Annotated in this window: 17 protein-coding genes, 1 tRNA gene and 1 riboswitch; of the genes, 6 read left to right on the forward strand and 12 right to left on the reverse strand. The window is 66.4% G+C overall.

What is annotated here, in order from left to right; all coding sequences use genetic code 11:
* Positions 1-414 precede the first annotated feature (414 nt).
* A complete protein-coding gene (locus AC1RQF_RS18215) occupies positions 415-741 on the forward strand; it encodes an H-NS histone family protein (protein WP_274001325.1) in 327 nt (108 codons plus the stop codon).
* Positions 742-814: 73 nt separating this feature from the next.
* On the opposite strand, the gene AC1RQF_RS18220 is transcribed toward AC1RQF_RS18215, so the two are convergent.
* From AC1RQF_RS18220 to AC1RQF_RS18275, 12 genes are all read right to left on the reverse strand, one after another.
* Entirely contained in the window at positions 815-1,243 is a 429-nt protein-coding gene (locus AC1RQF_RS18220) for a hypothetical protein (protein ID WP_274001326.1), read from the reverse strand.
* Positions 1,244-1,756: 513 nt separating this feature from the next.
* The gene (locus AC1RQF_RS18225) at positions 1,757-3,046 is read right to left on the reverse strand and encodes an MFS transporter (RefSeq protein WP_274001329.1); all 1,290 of its coding nucleotides are present in this window, start codon (positions 3,044-3,046) and stop codon (positions 1,757-1,759) included.
* A gap of 161 nt (positions 3,047-3,207) precedes the next feature.
* Positions 3,208-4,098, reverse strand: coding sequence for a LysR substrate-binding domain-containing protein (locus AC1RQF_RS18230; protein ID WP_274001331.1), 891 nt, complete (start codon positions 4,096-4,098; stop codon positions 3,208-3,210).
* A gap of 896 nt (positions 4,099-4,994) precedes the next feature.
* Positions 4,995-5,070, reverse strand: a tRNA-Lys gene (locus AC1RQF_RS18235).
* 60 nt (positions 5,071-5,130) lie between these two features.
* A complete protein-coding gene (gene ybgF / locus AC1RQF_RS18240) occupies positions 5,131-5,880 on the reverse strand; it encodes a tol-pal system protein YbgF (RefSeq protein WP_274001333.1) in 750 nt (249 codons plus the stop codon).
* Positions 5,881-5,898: 18 nt separating this feature from the next.
* Positions 5,899-6,411: a peptidoglycan-associated lipoprotein Pal gene (gene pal / locus AC1RQF_RS18245; protein WP_252982950.1), complete on the reverse strand. Its 513-nt coding sequence runs from the start codon at positions 6,409-6,411 to the stop codon at positions 5,899-5,901.
* A gap of 17 nt (positions 6,412-6,428) precedes the next feature.
* Positions 6,429-7,724, reverse strand: coding sequence for a Tol-Pal system beta propeller repeat protein TolB (gene tolB / locus AC1RQF_RS18250; protein ID WP_274001336.1), 1,296 nt, complete (start codon positions 7,722-7,724; stop codon positions 6,429-6,431).
* 97 nt (positions 7,725-7,821) lie between these two features.
* Positions 7,822-8,835 (reverse strand): cell envelope integrity protein TolA, encoded by a 1,014-nt coding sequence (tolA, locus tag AC1RQF_RS18255; RefSeq protein ID WP_274001338.1) that lies wholly within the window; start codon positions 8,833-8,835, stop codon positions 7,822-7,824.
* A complete protein-coding gene (tolR, locus tag AC1RQF_RS18260; protein WP_274001339.1) occupies positions 8,832-9,281 on the reverse strand; it encodes a protein TolR in 450 nt (149 codons plus the stop codon). The genes tolA and tolR overlap by 4 nt, the downstream gene beginning before the upstream one ends.
* A 10-nt stretch (positions 9,282-9,291) precedes the next feature.
* A complete protein-coding gene (tolQ, locus tag AC1RQF_RS18265) occupies positions 9,292-9,969 on the reverse strand; it encodes a protein TolQ (RefSeq protein WP_274001342.1) in 678 nt (225 codons plus the stop codon).
* A 201-nt stretch (positions 9,970-10,170) separates the two neighbouring features.
* Positions 10,171-10,647 carry a tol-pal system-associated acyl-CoA thioesterase gene (gene ybgC / locus AC1RQF_RS18270; RefSeq protein WP_492872643.1) on the reverse strand — a complete coding sequence of 159 codons (477 nt, stop codon included), beginning with the start codon at positions 10,645-10,647 and terminating at the stop codon, positions 10,171-10,173.
* Positions 10,648-10,725: 78 nt separating this feature from the next.
* Positions 10,726-11,472: an SDR family NAD(P)-dependent oxidoreductase gene (locus AC1RQF_RS18275; RefSeq protein ID WP_492872644.1), complete on the reverse strand. Its 747-nt coding sequence runs from the start codon at positions 11,470-11,472 to the stop codon at positions 10,726-10,728.
* 218 nt (positions 11,473-11,690) lie between these two features.
* Positions 11,691-11,790, forward strand: a riboswitch (ZMP/ZTP riboswitch).
* Between the two features lie 141 nt (positions 11,791-11,931).
* Between AC1RQF_RS18275 and glyA the strand changes: the two genes are divergently transcribed.
* From glyA to AC1RQF_RS18300, 5 genes are all read left to right on the forward strand, one after another.
* Positions 11,932-13,179, forward strand: coding sequence for a serine hydroxymethyltransferase (gene glyA / locus AC1RQF_RS18280; protein ID WP_274001346.1), 1,248 nt, complete (start codon positions 11,932-11,934; stop codon positions 13,177-13,179).
* Positions 13,180-13,191: 12 nt separating this feature from the next.
* The gene (nrdR, locus tag AC1RQF_RS18285; RefSeq protein WP_274001349.1) at positions 13,192-13,665 is read left to right on the forward strand and encodes a transcriptional regulator NrdR; all 474 of its coding nucleotides are present in this window, start codon (positions 13,192-13,194) and stop codon (positions 13,663-13,665) included.
* A gap of 167 nt (positions 13,666-13,832) precedes the next feature.
* Entirely contained in the window at positions 13,833-14,375 is a 543-nt protein-coding gene (locus tag AC1RQF_RS18290) for a GspH/FimT family protein (RefSeq protein ID WP_274001351.1), read from the forward strand.
* Positions 14,372-14,743, forward strand: a complete 372-nt coding sequence (locus AC1RQF_RS18295) for a type IV pilus modification PilV family protein (protein WP_274001353.1) — start codon at positions 14,372-14,374, stop codon at positions 14,741-14,743. Before AC1RQF_RS18290 ends, AC1RQF_RS18295 begins: the two co-directional genes overlap by 4 nt.
* Positions 14,740-15,516 carry a PilW family protein gene (locus AC1RQF_RS18300; protein ID WP_492872645.1) on the forward strand — a complete coding sequence of 259 codons (777 nt, stop codon included), beginning with the start codon at positions 14,740-14,742 and terminating at the stop codon, positions 15,514-15,516. Before AC1RQF_RS18295 ends, AC1RQF_RS18300 begins: the two co-directional genes overlap by 4 nt.
* Positions 15,517-15,638 lie beyond the last annotated feature (122 nt).

Below are 15,638 nucleotides of genomic sequence, written 5' to 3' on the forward strand. Positions count from 1 at the left end.
GGTCCGCGTATGCGGCGCCCTCGTCTGCGTGCGTGCCGGCCGCGTCGACGGCCGGGCCGTGTATCGTGGGGAGATTGCGCCGGCAATGCATGCCCCGTGGATACGCTAATTGAGCCGCGCCGAAATCAACGGGTAGCCTTCATGCATCCGGGATACGGCGCAATGCGATCGGCAGGTCGGATATCGATATGATTATTCGCATGCGCGCGCATCCATAAAGCTGAAATGCCGGCGCGTTCGTTGAACCGCTTGAAATCGTGCCGGCCTGGAATTGCATATCGTGATAAAGGCTGGAAGAACAGGTTGCGCGACGCGATATAGGTGAATCGGCCTACCTGCGAATACGCGTCATTTTCGCGAGAAAACCTGTCAAGTCACTGTAAAATTCCCCCACTCTCTGTCCATCGAATCACTATGAGTACCAACAACATTCGCGACCTCCAGAAACAGCTTGGTGAGGTCAACCTGATGCTGGCCGAGGCCAAGAAGAAGGAACGGGTGACCGCGCTGGTCGCCATCAAGGAACTGGTTGCGGAACACGACATCACCGAACTGGAATTGCTGCGCGCCGGTGGTTTCCTGAAGGAAAAGAAGAAGCGTCTGCCCGCGAAGTATTACGATCCGTCGTCAGGCAAATCGTGGTCGGGTCAGGGCGCGTGCCCGAAGTGGCTCGCCGACAAGAATCGCGACGATTTCCTGATCCGCGACGAACCGAAGGCGTGGTGGCCCGGGGAGGATTGAGCGTCGTCCGGCCCGTGCGGCCGCGCGGGCGGGAAGGGCCGTGGGTTCGCCGCCGTGTGCAGCGTACGCGTGCTCAATGCTCCACGCAGGCGGGCCACGACAGCGCCGCGTCGCACAGCCCGACGCCGAGCGGGGCGGAAATGTCCGGCGGATAGGCGTACTGCGTCATCAGCATCCACGGCAGGCCATAGCGGCCGCCGTTGTCCCATTCGTAGATATCGAACAGCGAGCCCGTGAACGTACCGGTCACACGGTCGTCGTCGTCGGTTTCGCGGACCAGCTCGCGCGTCGTGCCGGGCAATTCGCCCCACAGGATGCGGTTGCCGTGCTCGTCGAACAGGGACAGCAGCACGAAGCCGTCGTCGAGCGTGCGCTGCTCGCAGCGCTGGATGCCTGAGCCTGCCGCGCGCCCGTCCTGGGTCGCGAGGTCCTGAATGTGGTGAGCCGCGAAAATCTCCGATTGTTCGCCGACCCAGAAAAAGCGTACGCGTTCGCTGTCCATCGATGCCTCTGAGGTAAAAAACACCGGCCCGTACTGGCACCGGCCAAAAATGCCGCGATCCGAGGTTAATGCCTTCGCGGCTTAGGCTGAACCGTGACGACGCTGCGCGCCGTCACGTCAATCCGTGATCCTGATCGCCGCCCGTACGGCGGCGAGGCGGATCGGGTCATACCCGTGCGTCTCGATGACGGCGGCGTCCGCCGCGCGCCGTCTCCGGCTCGCCCGTCGCGAAGCCGGCCGCGGGTCCGCGGCGCGGGCGAGAACCGCGAGCCCCCATGCATAAGGCACGGCGAGCGCGGCGGACATGGCGAGAAAACACGTGTACGACATGGTCCCCTCCACCTGGCTGACCCGCCCGCAAGCGGCGGCTCGATGACGAGCCCGGCCGTGGGCGCCGGGGTGGAACTGCATGCGCAGAGCCTCTTCTCGTGTCGCTTTGAATAGAGGACTGCGAATCAACTGCCGGGCTACCCCAGCGGGATAGCCGTGCTGCTTACTACGACTGACTGTCGGTCAACGATCTCCCGCCGGGCGCCATGCGAGCGACGCGATCAGGCTCAACGAAGCCGTGAAGATCACGTAGAACGCGGGTGCGAGGTTGTTCTGGGTCGTGGCGATCGCCCAGGTGATGATCGCCGCGGAAAAGCCGCCGAACGTGATGACCGCGAGGTTGTACGCGATCGAGATGCCGGTCGACAGCACGCGCGACGGGAACAGCTCGCTGACGGCCGCGAGGATCGGGCCTTCGTAGCAGGCGATCACGAGACCGAAGAACAGCTGGAACACGATCAGCGACGCGAGCCCCGGGTGCAGGTTGATGTACGCGAACAGCGGATAGGCGAAGGCGATCGCGGCGAGCACCGCACCGATCAGGAACGGGCGGCGGCCGTAACGATCCGACAGGTGGCCGATCACGGGCGTCACGACGAGCACGATCGTCGCGCCGACCAGCACCGCGATGAAGCCCGCGGACGACGCCAGCTTGAGCACCTTGACCGCATAGGTCGGAATGTAGAACAGCAGCACGTACGAACAGACCGTCCAGAACACCACGAGCCCGAAACCGACCAGCACTTGCGGCAACCGGTCGCGGAACACCTGCACGACGGGGGCCGATTCGCGCGTCGTGTGGCCGGCCGCGTCGGATTCGGTCAGGTTGCTGCGGATGTACATGCCGACCGGTCCGAGCAGCAGCCCGAGCAGGAACGGGATGCGCCAGCCCCATGCCTCGATCTGGTCCTGGCTCAGGTAGTTGACGATGAAGGTGCCGAGCGCGGCGCTCAGGATGATCGCGAAGCCGATGCTCGCCTGGATCCAGCTCGTGTAGTAGCCGCGCCGCTCGGCGGGCACCTTGTCCATCAGGTAGGCGGTCGCGCCGCCCATTTCGCCGCCCGCCGAGAAGCCTTGCAGCAGGCGCGCCAGCACGATGATCGCGGGCGCGAGTAGCCCGGCCTGCTCATAGGTGGGCGCGAAGCCGATCAGGGCGGTGCCGACCGTCATGAGCAGGATGGTGATCGCGAGCGCGAACTTGCGGCCCGCCTTGTCGGCCAGCCCGCCCAGCACGATGCCGCCGACCGGCCGCATGAAGAAGCCGACGCCGATCGTGGACACCGACAGCAGCAGCGAGATATTGCTGTCGCCCGCCGGGAAGAACAGCTTGGCGATGATGATCGAGAAAAAGCTGTAGGAAATGAAGTCGAACCACTCGAAGCCATTTCCGATAATCACCGCCAATACCGCGCGCCGGCGGGTGGCGTCGGTTGATTCCGAAAAATCATTGAACAATACGGACTCATTGTTCATAAAAATGTCCCGTTTCTCATAAACCGATATAGTGGAATACCCGTTCTCCCGGGTAATTTGAATTGGCAAGATGCTATGGCATTAACGGCATTCCTTTCCCGGAAATATTTTCGGCCTGCCCCGACCAAACGGAATGCCTGTGTCAGATGCGCGTCAGTGTTTCATTTTTCGTCGAGTATCCATTGCTTGAAGGCGAGGACCGCGGCGGTGTCGCGGCGCTCCGCGGGCCAGAGCAGGTGATAGGCGCCGCCGAACGTCGCGGTGGCGTGGGAGGCCTTGACGAGCCGTCCCGCCTCGACGAGCGGGGTAACCATCTTGTCCCAGCCGAGGATGATGCCCTGACCCTCCAGCGCCAGATTGAGCAGCAGCGGGTAGCTGTTGGCCGTGATTGTTTGCTTCGGGCGCAATGCTTCGGCGCCCGTGAGCTTCAGCCAGGTGTGCCAGTCCATCCATTGACGCTGTTGTTCATCCGCCACGAGCAAGGTCTGGTCGAGCAGTTCGTCGGGCGCGAGGATGCGTCCCTCCAGATAAGTGGGCGAGCAGTACGCGCCGACTTCCTCGTCGATCAGCTTGGTGCCCGTGATGCCGGGCGGCAGGACTTCGCGGATGTAGTAGATGCCGACGTCGAATTCGGCGGGATTCAGGTGCAGCACGCCGTCGCGTACCAGGATGCGCACGGTGACGTCCGGATACGCATTGCAGAACGAGGCGACGCGCCGCGCGAGGAACAGGTTCGCCGTGCCGGCCGCGCACGCGATCGTCAGTTCCCGGGGGCCGGGGTCTTTCATCAGGTCGGCGGTGAATTCGGCGCAATCGATGAGCAGTTCGTGCACCCGTTGCGCATATTGTTGGCCGGCCATCGTCAGGCGCAGCGAATGGCCGTCGCGGATGAACAGCGTGGCGCCGAGGAAGGTTTCCAGCTTGACGACCGATTTGCTGACGGCGCTTTGGGTGACGCTGAGTTCCTCGCCGGCTCGGGTGAAATTGCCGAGACGCGCGGCGGCGTCGAAGTAGACGAGGCATTGAAGCGGGGGGAGGGGGTGGATGCGCATGGCTGGGGATTGGGGCGGATGGGGGCTCGGGTTGATGCAGGGCGGTGATCGGACGCGGCGCGGAGAAGGATGCGATTCGCGCATGCGTCCTGGACCGTTGTCGGACATGGCTTTTTGTCGTTGCCGGTGGTCATGCCGAAATTCATATTCGATGGCGGGGTTGCGTTTTCGGGGCGGGACCGCTGTTTATATCATGTTCCAATTTCGCCGGATTCGTTCCGGGGCGACGGTGTGCGGTGTGCACGCGGCTGGAGAGCGGCTCGGTGGACCGTGTCGGAAATGACGGTCGTCGGGATTTGAAATGTGCGTGGCGGGCGACATAGGTGGATCCATCGCAGAGCGTCAATGGCATATCGACGGCGACATCAAGAATCCGATAACAAGGTCGAGATACGGGCGCGCAGGGTATGGACGCGACTTTCGAGGAGGAAGCAAGCGTGGTGGAGGCGGGGATGCCGCGAGCATCATTGCGAGACCTGGAGGGCGCCGCGATATGATGTTGAAAATGGCAATGCCATTATTGGATTGCGTATTCGTAAAAATGAGATTAGGCGACTTTCTTAAAAAGACATGCCTCTAATAAATTATTTTTACTCGTGAGTCGCCGGCTGGCATTGCTCTGTTTTGCCGACCGAGCTGTCGTACTGGATGCCAGGCGTGTCGTCGAAGCGGGCTGATGCACTGATCCGATATCACGGAAGGTACGCGAGGACGTTCGAGAGTCGGGCGATGTTTTATCGCCGCGGATCCCGATACGGTGACGCTTTATGCTGAAACGGAGTCCGGTTCGGATGTCGAAATCGTCGCTTATTCGTCGATTGTCTGAGGAGTTCAACCATGACGATCGCGCAAAGCAAAAAGCCCGGTCTTGCGACCGGGCTTTCTGTTTGATTCTTTGGTAGGCCGTACGGGATTCGAACCTGTGACCAACGGATTAAAAGTCCGCTGCTCTACCAGCTGAGCTAACGACCCAAAGAGGCGAAATTATAGCGGGCAGTTTTCATTCCTGTCAACAACCCGCCCAATCATCGCTTACTTGATGGCATCGAGCCTGTTCTGCGCGGTCTGCGCGGCGCTCGAGCCCGAGAACTGCGCGACCACCTGCTCGAAAGTCTTCTTCGCCGCGCCCTTCTGGCCTTGCTCGAGCTGGTTGGTGCCGATCGCGACCAGCGCGTCGCCGGCCCGCTGATGCTGCGGGAAGTTCTTCACGAGGGCCTGCCAGGTCGCCGTCGAACCCTTGTAGTCGCGCAGCGCGTACTGCGCGTTGCCGAGCCAGTATTGCGCGCTCGGCTGGTACGGGCTCTGCGGATACTTCGAGATGAACGAGCGGAACGACGCGGCGGCGCCCTTGAAGTTGCCGTCGCGAAACTGCTGCGAAGCCGTGTTGAACGCGTCCGTTTCCCCCGGCTGGACCGTGCCCTCGACGCCGTCCACCGTCTTCTGCTGCGGCTCGAACTTCTTGAGACGCGAATCGAGATCGGTGTAGTACTCCTTCTGCTGGCGTTCGAGCATCGTGAGCCGGTTCGTCAGGTCCTCGTTTTCGCCGCGCAGCGTCGCGACCTGTTGGTTCAACTGATCGAGACGGTTGGTTTGATCGAGGATCGTCCGCTGCGCGGCGGACAGCTGGTTCGACAGGCTGTCGCTCTTGCTGCGCAGGTCGAGCACGGCGCGGCGCGCTTCGTCGTCGTCAAACAAGCCCGCGTGGGCGGGCATGGACGACCATGCCGCCCCCGCGACACAGAGGGCGGCGGCCACGCGCAGCCAGGAAAAACGATGCGTCATTCAGCGGACCTTCCGTACTTACTGTTGATAGACGAGGTCGGCGCGACGGTTCTGCGCCCACGATGCTTCGTCGTGACCGTTCGCGAGCGGCTTTTCCTTGCCCAGGCTCACCGCTTCCATCTGGCCGTCCGAGACGCCCATCAGCGACAGCGCGCGACGCACGGCTTCAGCACGCTTCTGGCCCAGCGCCAGGTTGTACTCGCTCGTGCCGCGTTCGTCGGTGTTGCCCTGGATCAGGACGTGACGTTGCGGGTGGCTCTTCAGGTATTGCGCGTGCTGTTGCAGCAGCGACTGGTATTGATCCTGCACCGAGTAGCTGTCGAAATCGAAGTAGATGCTGCGCTTCGCGAGCGGGCTGTTCGGGTCGTTCAGCGGATCGACCGTCACTTGCGCGACATTGTCGGCGCTCGGCTGCGTCGGCACCGCGGCGCCCTGGTTGCCCTTGTCTTCGAGCTTGACGCCCGACGAGCAGGCGGCGAGGGCGCCGACCATCAGAACGGCAAAGGCCAGACGAATCTTCTGCGAAATCATGGTAACTCTCCTTTTGGTTATTGCATGAACGGTCCCCAGGAGGGCTCGCGGACCGAGCCGCCCTGAACGGACAGAATCTGCGGCGGCGTACTGCCGTCAGACGGTACGGCCGCGAGCACGTTGCGACCGTTGGCCTGGGTTGCGTACAGAAGGTACTGGCCGTTTGCCGCGAAGCTGGGCGATTCGTCACGCGTCGTATTGGTGATCGCGTTGGCGGCGCCCGTCTGCAGATCCTGAACGTACAGCTTGAAACCGCCACCCGTGCGCGAGATGTAGGCGAGCAGCTTGCCGTCCGGACTGACGCGCGGGCTCGTATTGTAGCTGCCGGTGAAGGTCACGCGCTGCGCCGTGCCCGCGCTTTCGCCCTGGGCCGGCATGCGATAGATCTGCGGCGCACCGCCGCGATCGCTCGTGAAATAAATCCACCGGCCGTCAGGAGAGTAGAACGGCTCGGTGTCGATCGAACTGCTTTGCGTCAGGCGCCGCAGCCCGGTGCCGTTCGCGCTGACGGAGAAAATCTGCGTATTGCCCGTCAGCGACAGCGCGACGGCCAGCGTCTGGCTGTCCGGCGACCACGCCGGCGCGCTGTTGTTGCCCTTCTGGTCGGACACCATGTAGCGGCGGCCGGTCGGCAGGTCGTGGATGTAGACGATCGGCTTCTTGCGCTCGAACGACACGTAGGCGACCTTGGTGCCGCTCGGCGACCAGGCGGGCGAGATGATCGGCTCGGTGCTCGACAGCGCGATGCGCGCGTTCTGGCCGTCCGAGTCGGAAATCTGCAGCTGGTAGCGGCCGCCCGTGCGGATCACGTACGACAGGCGCGTCGCGAACACGCCGCGCGTACCCATCAGCTTCTGGTAGATGTAGTCGGCGATCTTGTGGCCGGCCATCCGCAGCGTGCCGTCGTTGGCCGTCAGCGACAGCCCGCCGAGGCTCTGCTGCTTCACCGTGTCGTACAGGATGAAGTTGACCTTGTACTGGCCGCTCGCGTCGCGGTTCACGCTGCCCGCGACGAACGCGTTCGCGCCCTTGGCCTTCCATGCGCCGAGGTCGACCGAGGCCGTCTCGGGCACGGGCGTGCTGCCCGCGTCGATGTTGGTGAACTTGCCCGTGCGCGCCAGATCGGCGCGCACGACGGACGTGACCTGCTGAGGCAGGCTGCCCTCGTTGGCGAAGTTGGCGGTGGCGATCGGGAACTGGGTGGCGCCGACGCCGGTGATCAGCACGTCGACCTGTGCGTGGGCCGTACCGCCCGCGGCGATGAGACATGAGGCCACCAGTGCCCTGAAACCTAGCTTCGTCATCAAACTCATGCTTCCTGATTCCCTATGTAGCGCTGCGCAACCGCAGAGACTCGAAAATAACCGATTCGTTCCCGTTGCGACGGCGGGAGTGTAAGCGCAAACCCGCTCACTCCGCCGCCCTGAAGGTAATCGTAATTTTTTCCGGGGTGCTGCCGTTGGTGTCGCGCGGCAGCGGCACCGACGCCTGGATCGCGTTGATCACCGCCTGATCCCACCCCGAATTACCGCTCGAACGCTGGACCACCGCGCTCAATACGTCGCCCGACGGCGTGCAGCGGATCTGGACGACCGTGACGAGCCCTTCGCGCTCGCCGGCCCACACGATGTTGGGCTTCACGCGCCGCTTGACCTTGTCCGCGTAGCCCGGCGACGCGGCGTTGCCGCCCGAGCCGGTGCCGGTGCCGCTCTTCGCGAGACCTTCGCCGCCGCCCGTGCCGCCGCCCGCCATGCCTTGCAGCTGCGACAGGCGCGCCAGCCGCTCCTTGTCCAGTTTAGCCTTCGTGGCGGCGTCCGCCTTGGCTTTCGCGGCCGCCTTCGCGGCGTCCGCCTTCTTCTGCGCGTCGGCCTGGGCCTGCTCTTCCTTCTTCTGCTGGTCGAGTTTCTGCTGCTCCAGCTTCTTCTGCTGGTCGGCGAGCTGCTGCTGGCGGAGTTTTTCCTGCTTGTCCGCCTGCTTCTGCTTCTCGCGCTCGGCCGCCTTCTGCGCGGCGAGCTGGGCGGCCTGCTGGGCCGCGAGCTGCTGCGCGCGCTTCGCGTCGGCTTCCTGCTGCGCCTTCAGCTGCTGGCGGCGCTGCTCCTCGAGCTGCGCCTCGCGCGCGGCGGCTTCCGCCTGCTGGCGCTTCTTTTGCTGCAGGGCGATCTCGGCCTGGTCGTCCTTGACGGGCGGCGCGGGCGCGACCTTGATGGGCGGCGCGGGCACGGGCGGCGTCGGGGTGGCGACGTCGACCGCGGTCCACAGCTCGGCCTCCGCGCCGGCGGGCGTGCTGTTCTGCCATTGCACGCCGTGATACAGGAACAGCCCGAGCAGCACGTGCATCAGCGCGGCGAGCGCGAACGCGCGGCCCGTGCCGCGCTCGCGCGGCGGCTGAAGCGGGGAGGCGTTGCGCGGAGTGCGTTGGTTCATTGCGATTTGACGAGGAGACCGACGCGCTTCACGCCGCGCGCCTTCAGGTCGGACATCACGGTCATCACGACGTCATATTGCACCGTCTTGTCGGCGGCGATCACGACGGGCTGGTCCGGGTGGTCGGCCTGGCGCGACGCGATGAAGCCGTCGAGGTCGGCCTTCGTCATGGTGTCTTCCTGCGACGCGCCCGCGTCGTTCTTGTAGCGCACGCTGAGCTTGCCGTTCGCCTGGATGTTCACCACGACGGGGGGCGTCTGCTCCTGCGGCGCGGCATTGCCGACGGTCGGCAGGTTGACGATCGACGGCGCGACGAGCGGCGCCGTCACCATGAAGATGACGAGCAGCACGAGCATCACGTCGATATACGGCACGACGTTGATGTCGGCCATCGAGCGGCGCGAACGGCCGCCGCGCATGCTGGATCGGATAGGGGTGCCGGCCATCGCGTGCTCCTTATTGCGCCTGGCGTTGCAGGATGTTCGAGAATTCTTCGATGAAGGTCTCGAAGCGGATCGCGAGGCGATCGATGTCGTGCGCGTAGCGGTTGTACGCGACCACGGCCGGGATCGCGGCGAACAGGCCGATCGCGGTCGCGACGAGCGCCTCGGCGATGCCGGGCGCGACGTTCGCGAGCGTCGCCTGCTGCACGTTCGCGAGGCCGCGGAACGAGTTCATGATCCCCCAGACCGTGCCGAACAGGCCGATGTACGGGCTCACCGAGCCCACCGACGCGAGGAACGACAGGTTGGCCTCGAGCACGTCCATTTCACGCTGGAACGAAGCGCGCATCGCCCGGCGCGCGCCGTCGAGGATCAGGCCGGGATCGTTCAGGCGCTTCTCCTTCGCCTTCAGGAATTCGCGCATGCCCGATTCGAAGATGCGTTCGAGCGCGCCGATCGTGTGGCGGTTGTTCGCCGCGCTCTGGTAGAGCGCCTGCAGATCGCCGCCCGACCAGAAGTCCCGCTCGAAACGCTCGGTCTGCGCGCGCGCGCGGCGGATCGCGAACCACTTGCGGAAGATGAACGTCCACGACATCAGCGACAGCGCGAGGAGCAGCCCCATCACGGCCTGCGCCAGCACGCTCGCGTTGAGGATGAGGGAAATGATCGACAGGTCTTGAGAAGTGTTCATAGAGGTTTGAGTTACGTCCCTTCGGGGGAGACCGGCCGCAGGCGCCCGGTCAGGAGCGCCCGGCCGGCGCGGACCGGCGCGCGCTTCGCATGGGGCGAGGCGCGCGGCAGGCCGTCGGGCGGGGCGCCGCCTGGCGTCCCGCCGAACCTTGTTTAGTAGCGATTTGGGCAGGCGAGTTCATCGGCCTTGTCTAAACGGCGCTCAGGCGGACGCCGTTGACACGGCGCACCGCGCGGCGGGCCCGCGCCGCAGCGCGTCGAGCACGGGCGGCGGCACCGCGGCGGGCCGGATCGTCGTGCGCGCGACGCAGCCGATGCGCACGTGGGCGCTGGCGAGCAGCGTGTCGCCGAGCCAGGCCTGCTGTTCGAAGTCCAGCGACGCGCGGCCCAGCCGTTCGACCCGGCAGGTGATCGCGAGCAGGTCGTCGAGCCGCGCGGGCGCATGGTAGTCGAGCGTCGCGCCGCGCACGATGAAGATCACGCCCGTCTCGTCGCCCAGGCGCGCCTGATCGACGCCGCGCGCGCGCAGCCATTCGGTGCGCGCGCGCTCGAAGAACTTCAGGTAGTTCGCGTAGAAGACGATGCCGCCTGCGTCGGTATCCTCGTAGTACACGCGAACCGGCCAGGCGAAGTCGGCTGCTGCTTCGGACGGTCGGTTGGGCGGATTCATGGCGCGCATTCTACCGGAACGGGCCGGCCCGGTTCGTAACCGAATGTTGCCCGCGAAACCGGTTCTGCGGGCCGCCGCCCGCGGGCGTCAGCCGCGGTGGACGGTCAGCCCGGCGGGCGCCTGCGCGACCGGCATCATCTCGATCGTGTTGATGTTCACGTGCGCGGGGCGGGTGGCGATCCAGTAGATCGTGTCGGCGATGTCCTCGGCGGTCAGCGGCGCGACGTTCGCGTAGACGTTCGCGGCCTTCGAGTCGTCGCCGCGATAGCGCACGTTCGAGAACTCGGTGCCGCCGCACAGGCCCGGCTCGATGTCGGTCACGCGCAGCGGCGTGCCGACGAGGTCGGCGCGCAGGTTCAGGCTGAACTGCCGGACGAAGGCCTTGGTCGCGCCGTAGACGTTGCCGCCCGGGTACGCATAGCTGCCCGCGACCGAGCCGAGGTTGAAGACGTGGCCGCGGCCGCGCGCGACCATGCCCGGCAGCAGCGTGCGGGTGACCGTGACGAGCCCCGAGCAGTTGGTGTCGATCATGGTCTGCCATTCGTCGAGGTTCGCCTGGTGCGCGGGCTCGACGCCGAGCGCGAGGCCGGCGTTGTTGACGAGCACGTCGAGCGCCGCGAACTCCGCCGGCAGCGCGGCCGGGACGGCCTCGACGGCCGCGCGGTCGCGCACGTCGAGCTCGATCGGCAGCAGCGCGTCGCCGAGCTCGGCGGCGAGCGCGGCGAGACGGTCCTTGCGGCGCGCGGTGGCGACCACGCGATGGCCGCCCTTGACGAAGACACGGGCGATGGCGGCGCCGAATCCTGCGGACGCGCCGGTGACGAACACGATCATTGCTGCTGCTCCTGGTCGGTAACGGGAAACTCGGGAAGGCACGCGTCAGCCTACCGGCATTGCCGCGCTGCGGCAAGCCGGGCGACCGGCGTGGGCGACCGGCGTGGGCGACCGCGCGGTGCCCGCCGGATGGCGTCCGTAGACCTGACCCTGATTAAAGAGCGGGGCGGACGGGCGGTTGCCTATTCAGGACGCATCCAATAAACTAACGCGCTCATCACCCCCTGCGTGACTGGCGATAGAACCTCCGGGTTCAAGGTGGAGCGTCCCACCGTGAAGCGCAGGGTGCCGTTTTTGCCGTTCGCCTGGGCAGCCGTTGCGCGCGATCGCGTGCATCGCCGGTGGCTGTCCTGTCTCGCGTCTCCCGGAATCCTCCGCTACGTCGAGCTGGCCATTCGCCGGCGCCGCGATGCACCCGGTCGCCCCCGGTCAAACCTGTACACACTTAACGGAACCCGTATGTTTGACAGAGCCCAAAGCACCATCGCGAACGTCGATCCTGAAATCTGGCAGGCGATCCAGCAGGAGAACGGCCGCCAGGAAGAACACATCGAGCTGATCGCTTCCGAGAACTACACGTCGCCGGCCGTGATGGCCGCGCAGGGGTCGCAGCTGACCAACAAGTACGCCGAAGGCTACCCGGGCAAGCGCTACTACGGCGGCTGCGAGTATGTCGACGTGGTCGAGCAGCTCGCGATCGACCGCATCAAGCAGCTGTTCGGCGCGGAAGCGGCGAACGTGCAGCCGAATTCGGGCTCGCAGGCGAACCAGGGCGTGTTCTTCGCCATGCTGAAGCCGGGCGACACGATCATGGGGATGAGCCTCGCGCACGGCGGCCACCTCACGCACGGCTCGCCCGTCAACATGTCGGGCAAGTGGTTCAACGTGGTCAGCTACGGCCTGAACGAAGGCGAGGACATCGACTACGCCGCGGCCGAGCAGCTCGCGCAGGAACACAAGCCGAAGCTGATCGTCGCGGGCGCGTCCGCGTTCGCGCTGAAGATCGATTTCGAGCGCCTCGCGAAGATCGCGAAATCGGTCGGCGCGTACTTCATGGTCGACATGGCGCACTACGCGGGCCTGATCGCCGCGGGCGTCTATCCGAACCCGGTGCCGCACGCCGATTTCGTCACGACCACCACCCACAAGAGCCTGCGCGGCCCGCGCGGCGGCGTGATCCTGATGAAGGCCGAGTACGAGAAGCCGATCAACTCGGCGATCTTCCCGGGCATCCAGGGCGGTCCGCTGATGCACGTGATCGCGGCCAAGGCGGTGGCGTTCAAGGAAGCCGCTTCGCCGGAATTCAAGGCCTACCAGCAGCGGGTGGTCGAGAACGCGCGCGTGCTGGCGGAGACGCTCGTCAAGCGCGGCCTGCGCATCGTGTCGGGCCGCACCGAGAGCCATGTGATGCTGGTCGACCTGCGCGCCAAGAACATCACGGGCAAGGCGGCGGAAGCGGCGCTCGGCGCGGCGCACATCACGGTCAACAAGAACGCGATCCCGAACGATCCGGAAAAGCCGTTCGTGACCTCGGGCATCCGCCTCGGTTCGCCGGCGATGACCACGCGCGGCTTCGGCCCGGCGGAAGCCGAGACGGTCGGCAACCTGATCGCCGACGTGCTGGACAACCCGGAAGACGCGGCCACGCTCGAACGCGTGCGGACGCAGGTCGCCGAGCTGACCCGCCGTTTCCCGGTCTATCGCTGATCCCGGCCGGCCATGCGCTGCCCGTTCTGCCGGCATGACGACACGCAAGTGGTGGATTCGCGCGTGTCCGAAGACGGCGCCGCGATCCGCCGGCGCCGTCGCTGCTCGGCATGCGACAAGCGTTTCACGACGTACGAGCGGGTCGAGCTGGCCCTGCCGTCCGTCGTGAAGAAGGACGGCAGCCGCACCGAATTCGACCGCCGCAAGCTCGTCGCGAGCATGCAGCTGGCGCTGCGCAAGCGGCCGGTTGCGGCCGACGCGATCGACGCGGCGGTCGCCCGCATCGAATACCAGCTGCTCGCCACGGGCGAACGCGAAGTTCGCAGCGACAAGCTCGGCGAACTGGTGATGAACGAGCTGCGCGGGCTCGATACGATCGCCTACGTGCGCTTCGCCTCCGTGTATCGCCGCTTCGAGGATGTGTCCGAATTCGCGGACGTCATCGAGGAATTCCGGCCGCCTTCCAAGCCGCCGCGCAAGCGCTGACGCGCGTTTTCTTCCGCAGTCTCTTCCGCAGTTCCCTCCCTGTATCGATCCGTTCGAGCACGTCGTCGTCATGACGGCCGCGTTGTCGCGCCAGTCGGCCGTTCGGCCGATGGTGCGCATGCCTGCGCCTCGCTAGAGTCGATGCATCGAAGCGCGGGAGGCGGGCGATGCGAAACGGCGGCGGTGTACGGCGGGCGACGGGTTTCCTGATGATCGAGTGGTGGGTCGTGCTGGCGCTCGCGGCGGCCGCGGCCGCGTTCGCCGTGCCCTCGCTCGTCGCATGGCGGATGCGGGACCGGGTCGACGTGCAGGCGCGGCTGATGCTCGCGTCGCTCGCGCAGGCGCGCGGCGAGGCGATCCGGCTCGGCCTGCGCGTCGTGCTGTGCCGCGGCGGGACGGGCGTTGGCTGCGAGGCGGGCGGGCGCTGTGCGGCGGGCGAGACCGATTGGTCGTGTGGCTGGACCGTGGCCGCGCTTGGTCCGGACGGGCAGCCGCGGGTGCTCAGACGGAGCGTGGGCGATGCGCGGGTGGCCGTGAGCGGTGCGGCGCGCGCGCTGGTCTTCACGCCGCCGGCCGGGCAGCTGATCGGCGACTTTCGCCGCTTCGAATTCGCATCGCGGGGGCGGTCGGACGAGGATCCGGATGCGCGCTGGTGCCTGCGCATTGCCGCGGGCGGGCGTGCCCGGCTCGCGCGGGGACGGTGCGAATGATGCGCGCGACGGCGCAGTGGGGCATGGCCCTGCTCGAAGTCATGATCGCGATGGGGGTGCTCGCGGTGTCCGCGCTCGGGGTTGCTGCCGCGCAGTTGTCGGTCGCGCGCGGCGCGCAGCAGGCGGCGTGGCGTGCGCATGCGCTGCTGGCCGCCGACAGTTACGCGGAGATGGCGCGCGGGCGTATTGCGGAAGGCATGCACGATGCGCCGGCCGCGTGGCTGGAGGCGCGGGTCGGCTTCGCCGACGCGGGGCCCGGCGTGCGGATCGTCACGCTGCGGCGCGCGCGCGGCGCGGCGGGCGCTTGTGACGGCGGCGCGCGCGAATGCGTGGCGCTGGCGTTCGCTGCTGGCGGAGCGGAACGATGAAAGCGCCGGGAAGTACGCGCAATACCGGGCATGCGCTGCTCGAATGGCTGATCGCGATGACGCTCGCGGCCGTGATCAGCGGCGCGGCTTTCGCGCTGTACCGTGCCCATAAGCTGTCCTATGCGGCGGCGGCCGACGCCGCGCGATTGCGCGATGCCGCCCAGTCCGCGCTGGAGATCGTGAGCGCACAGCTCCAGATGGCGGGGTTTGCGCCTCCGGATACCGCCTTGGCCGGTGTTCCCGGTCTGTTCGGCTGTGCGCGGGGGCGGCCGGTGGGCGCGGACGCCGATCCCGCGTGCGCGCCGCTCGCGGGCGGGTCGGATGGGGTGCTGGTTCGCTATGTCGGCGATGCGCTGAGCACCTGGCCGACCGCGGCGGGGCAGGCGTCCGATTGCCTCGGACAGGGCGTGGGCGCGACGGCGCTCGTCGTCAACCGGTACTACGCGCGCGTCAGCGCGTCCACTGGCGAGCCCGAACTGTATTGCGACGGCAGTGGCCGGCCCGGCGTCGGGCAGCCGCTCGTCGAGGGCGTCGAGCAGTTGCATCTGCGCTACCGGCTGCGCGGCGTGGACGGCTGGCGCGATGCGGCTTCGATCGCGGGGCGGTGGCGCGAGGTGATGGCGGTCGAGGTGTGCGTGCAGGTGCGCGGGGCGCTCGGTGGGCGGTCGATGCGTTACACGGATTGCGACGGACGCGTGCAGGCGGCCCGCGACACGCGGGCGCGGCTCGTGTTGCGTCATCGCGTTGCGATCCGCAACCAGGAGGCGGCATGAGGCGGGTCGATGTCAGTAAGCGCGTTGCGCGGTCGGTCCGTTGGATGCGCTACATCGATTGCGCAACGGGCGCGTGCAGGCGGCCCGCGATACGCGGGCGCGGCTCGTGTTGTGTCATCGCG

This window comes from Burkholderia sp. GW821-FHT14F03 (assembly GCF_058803765.1).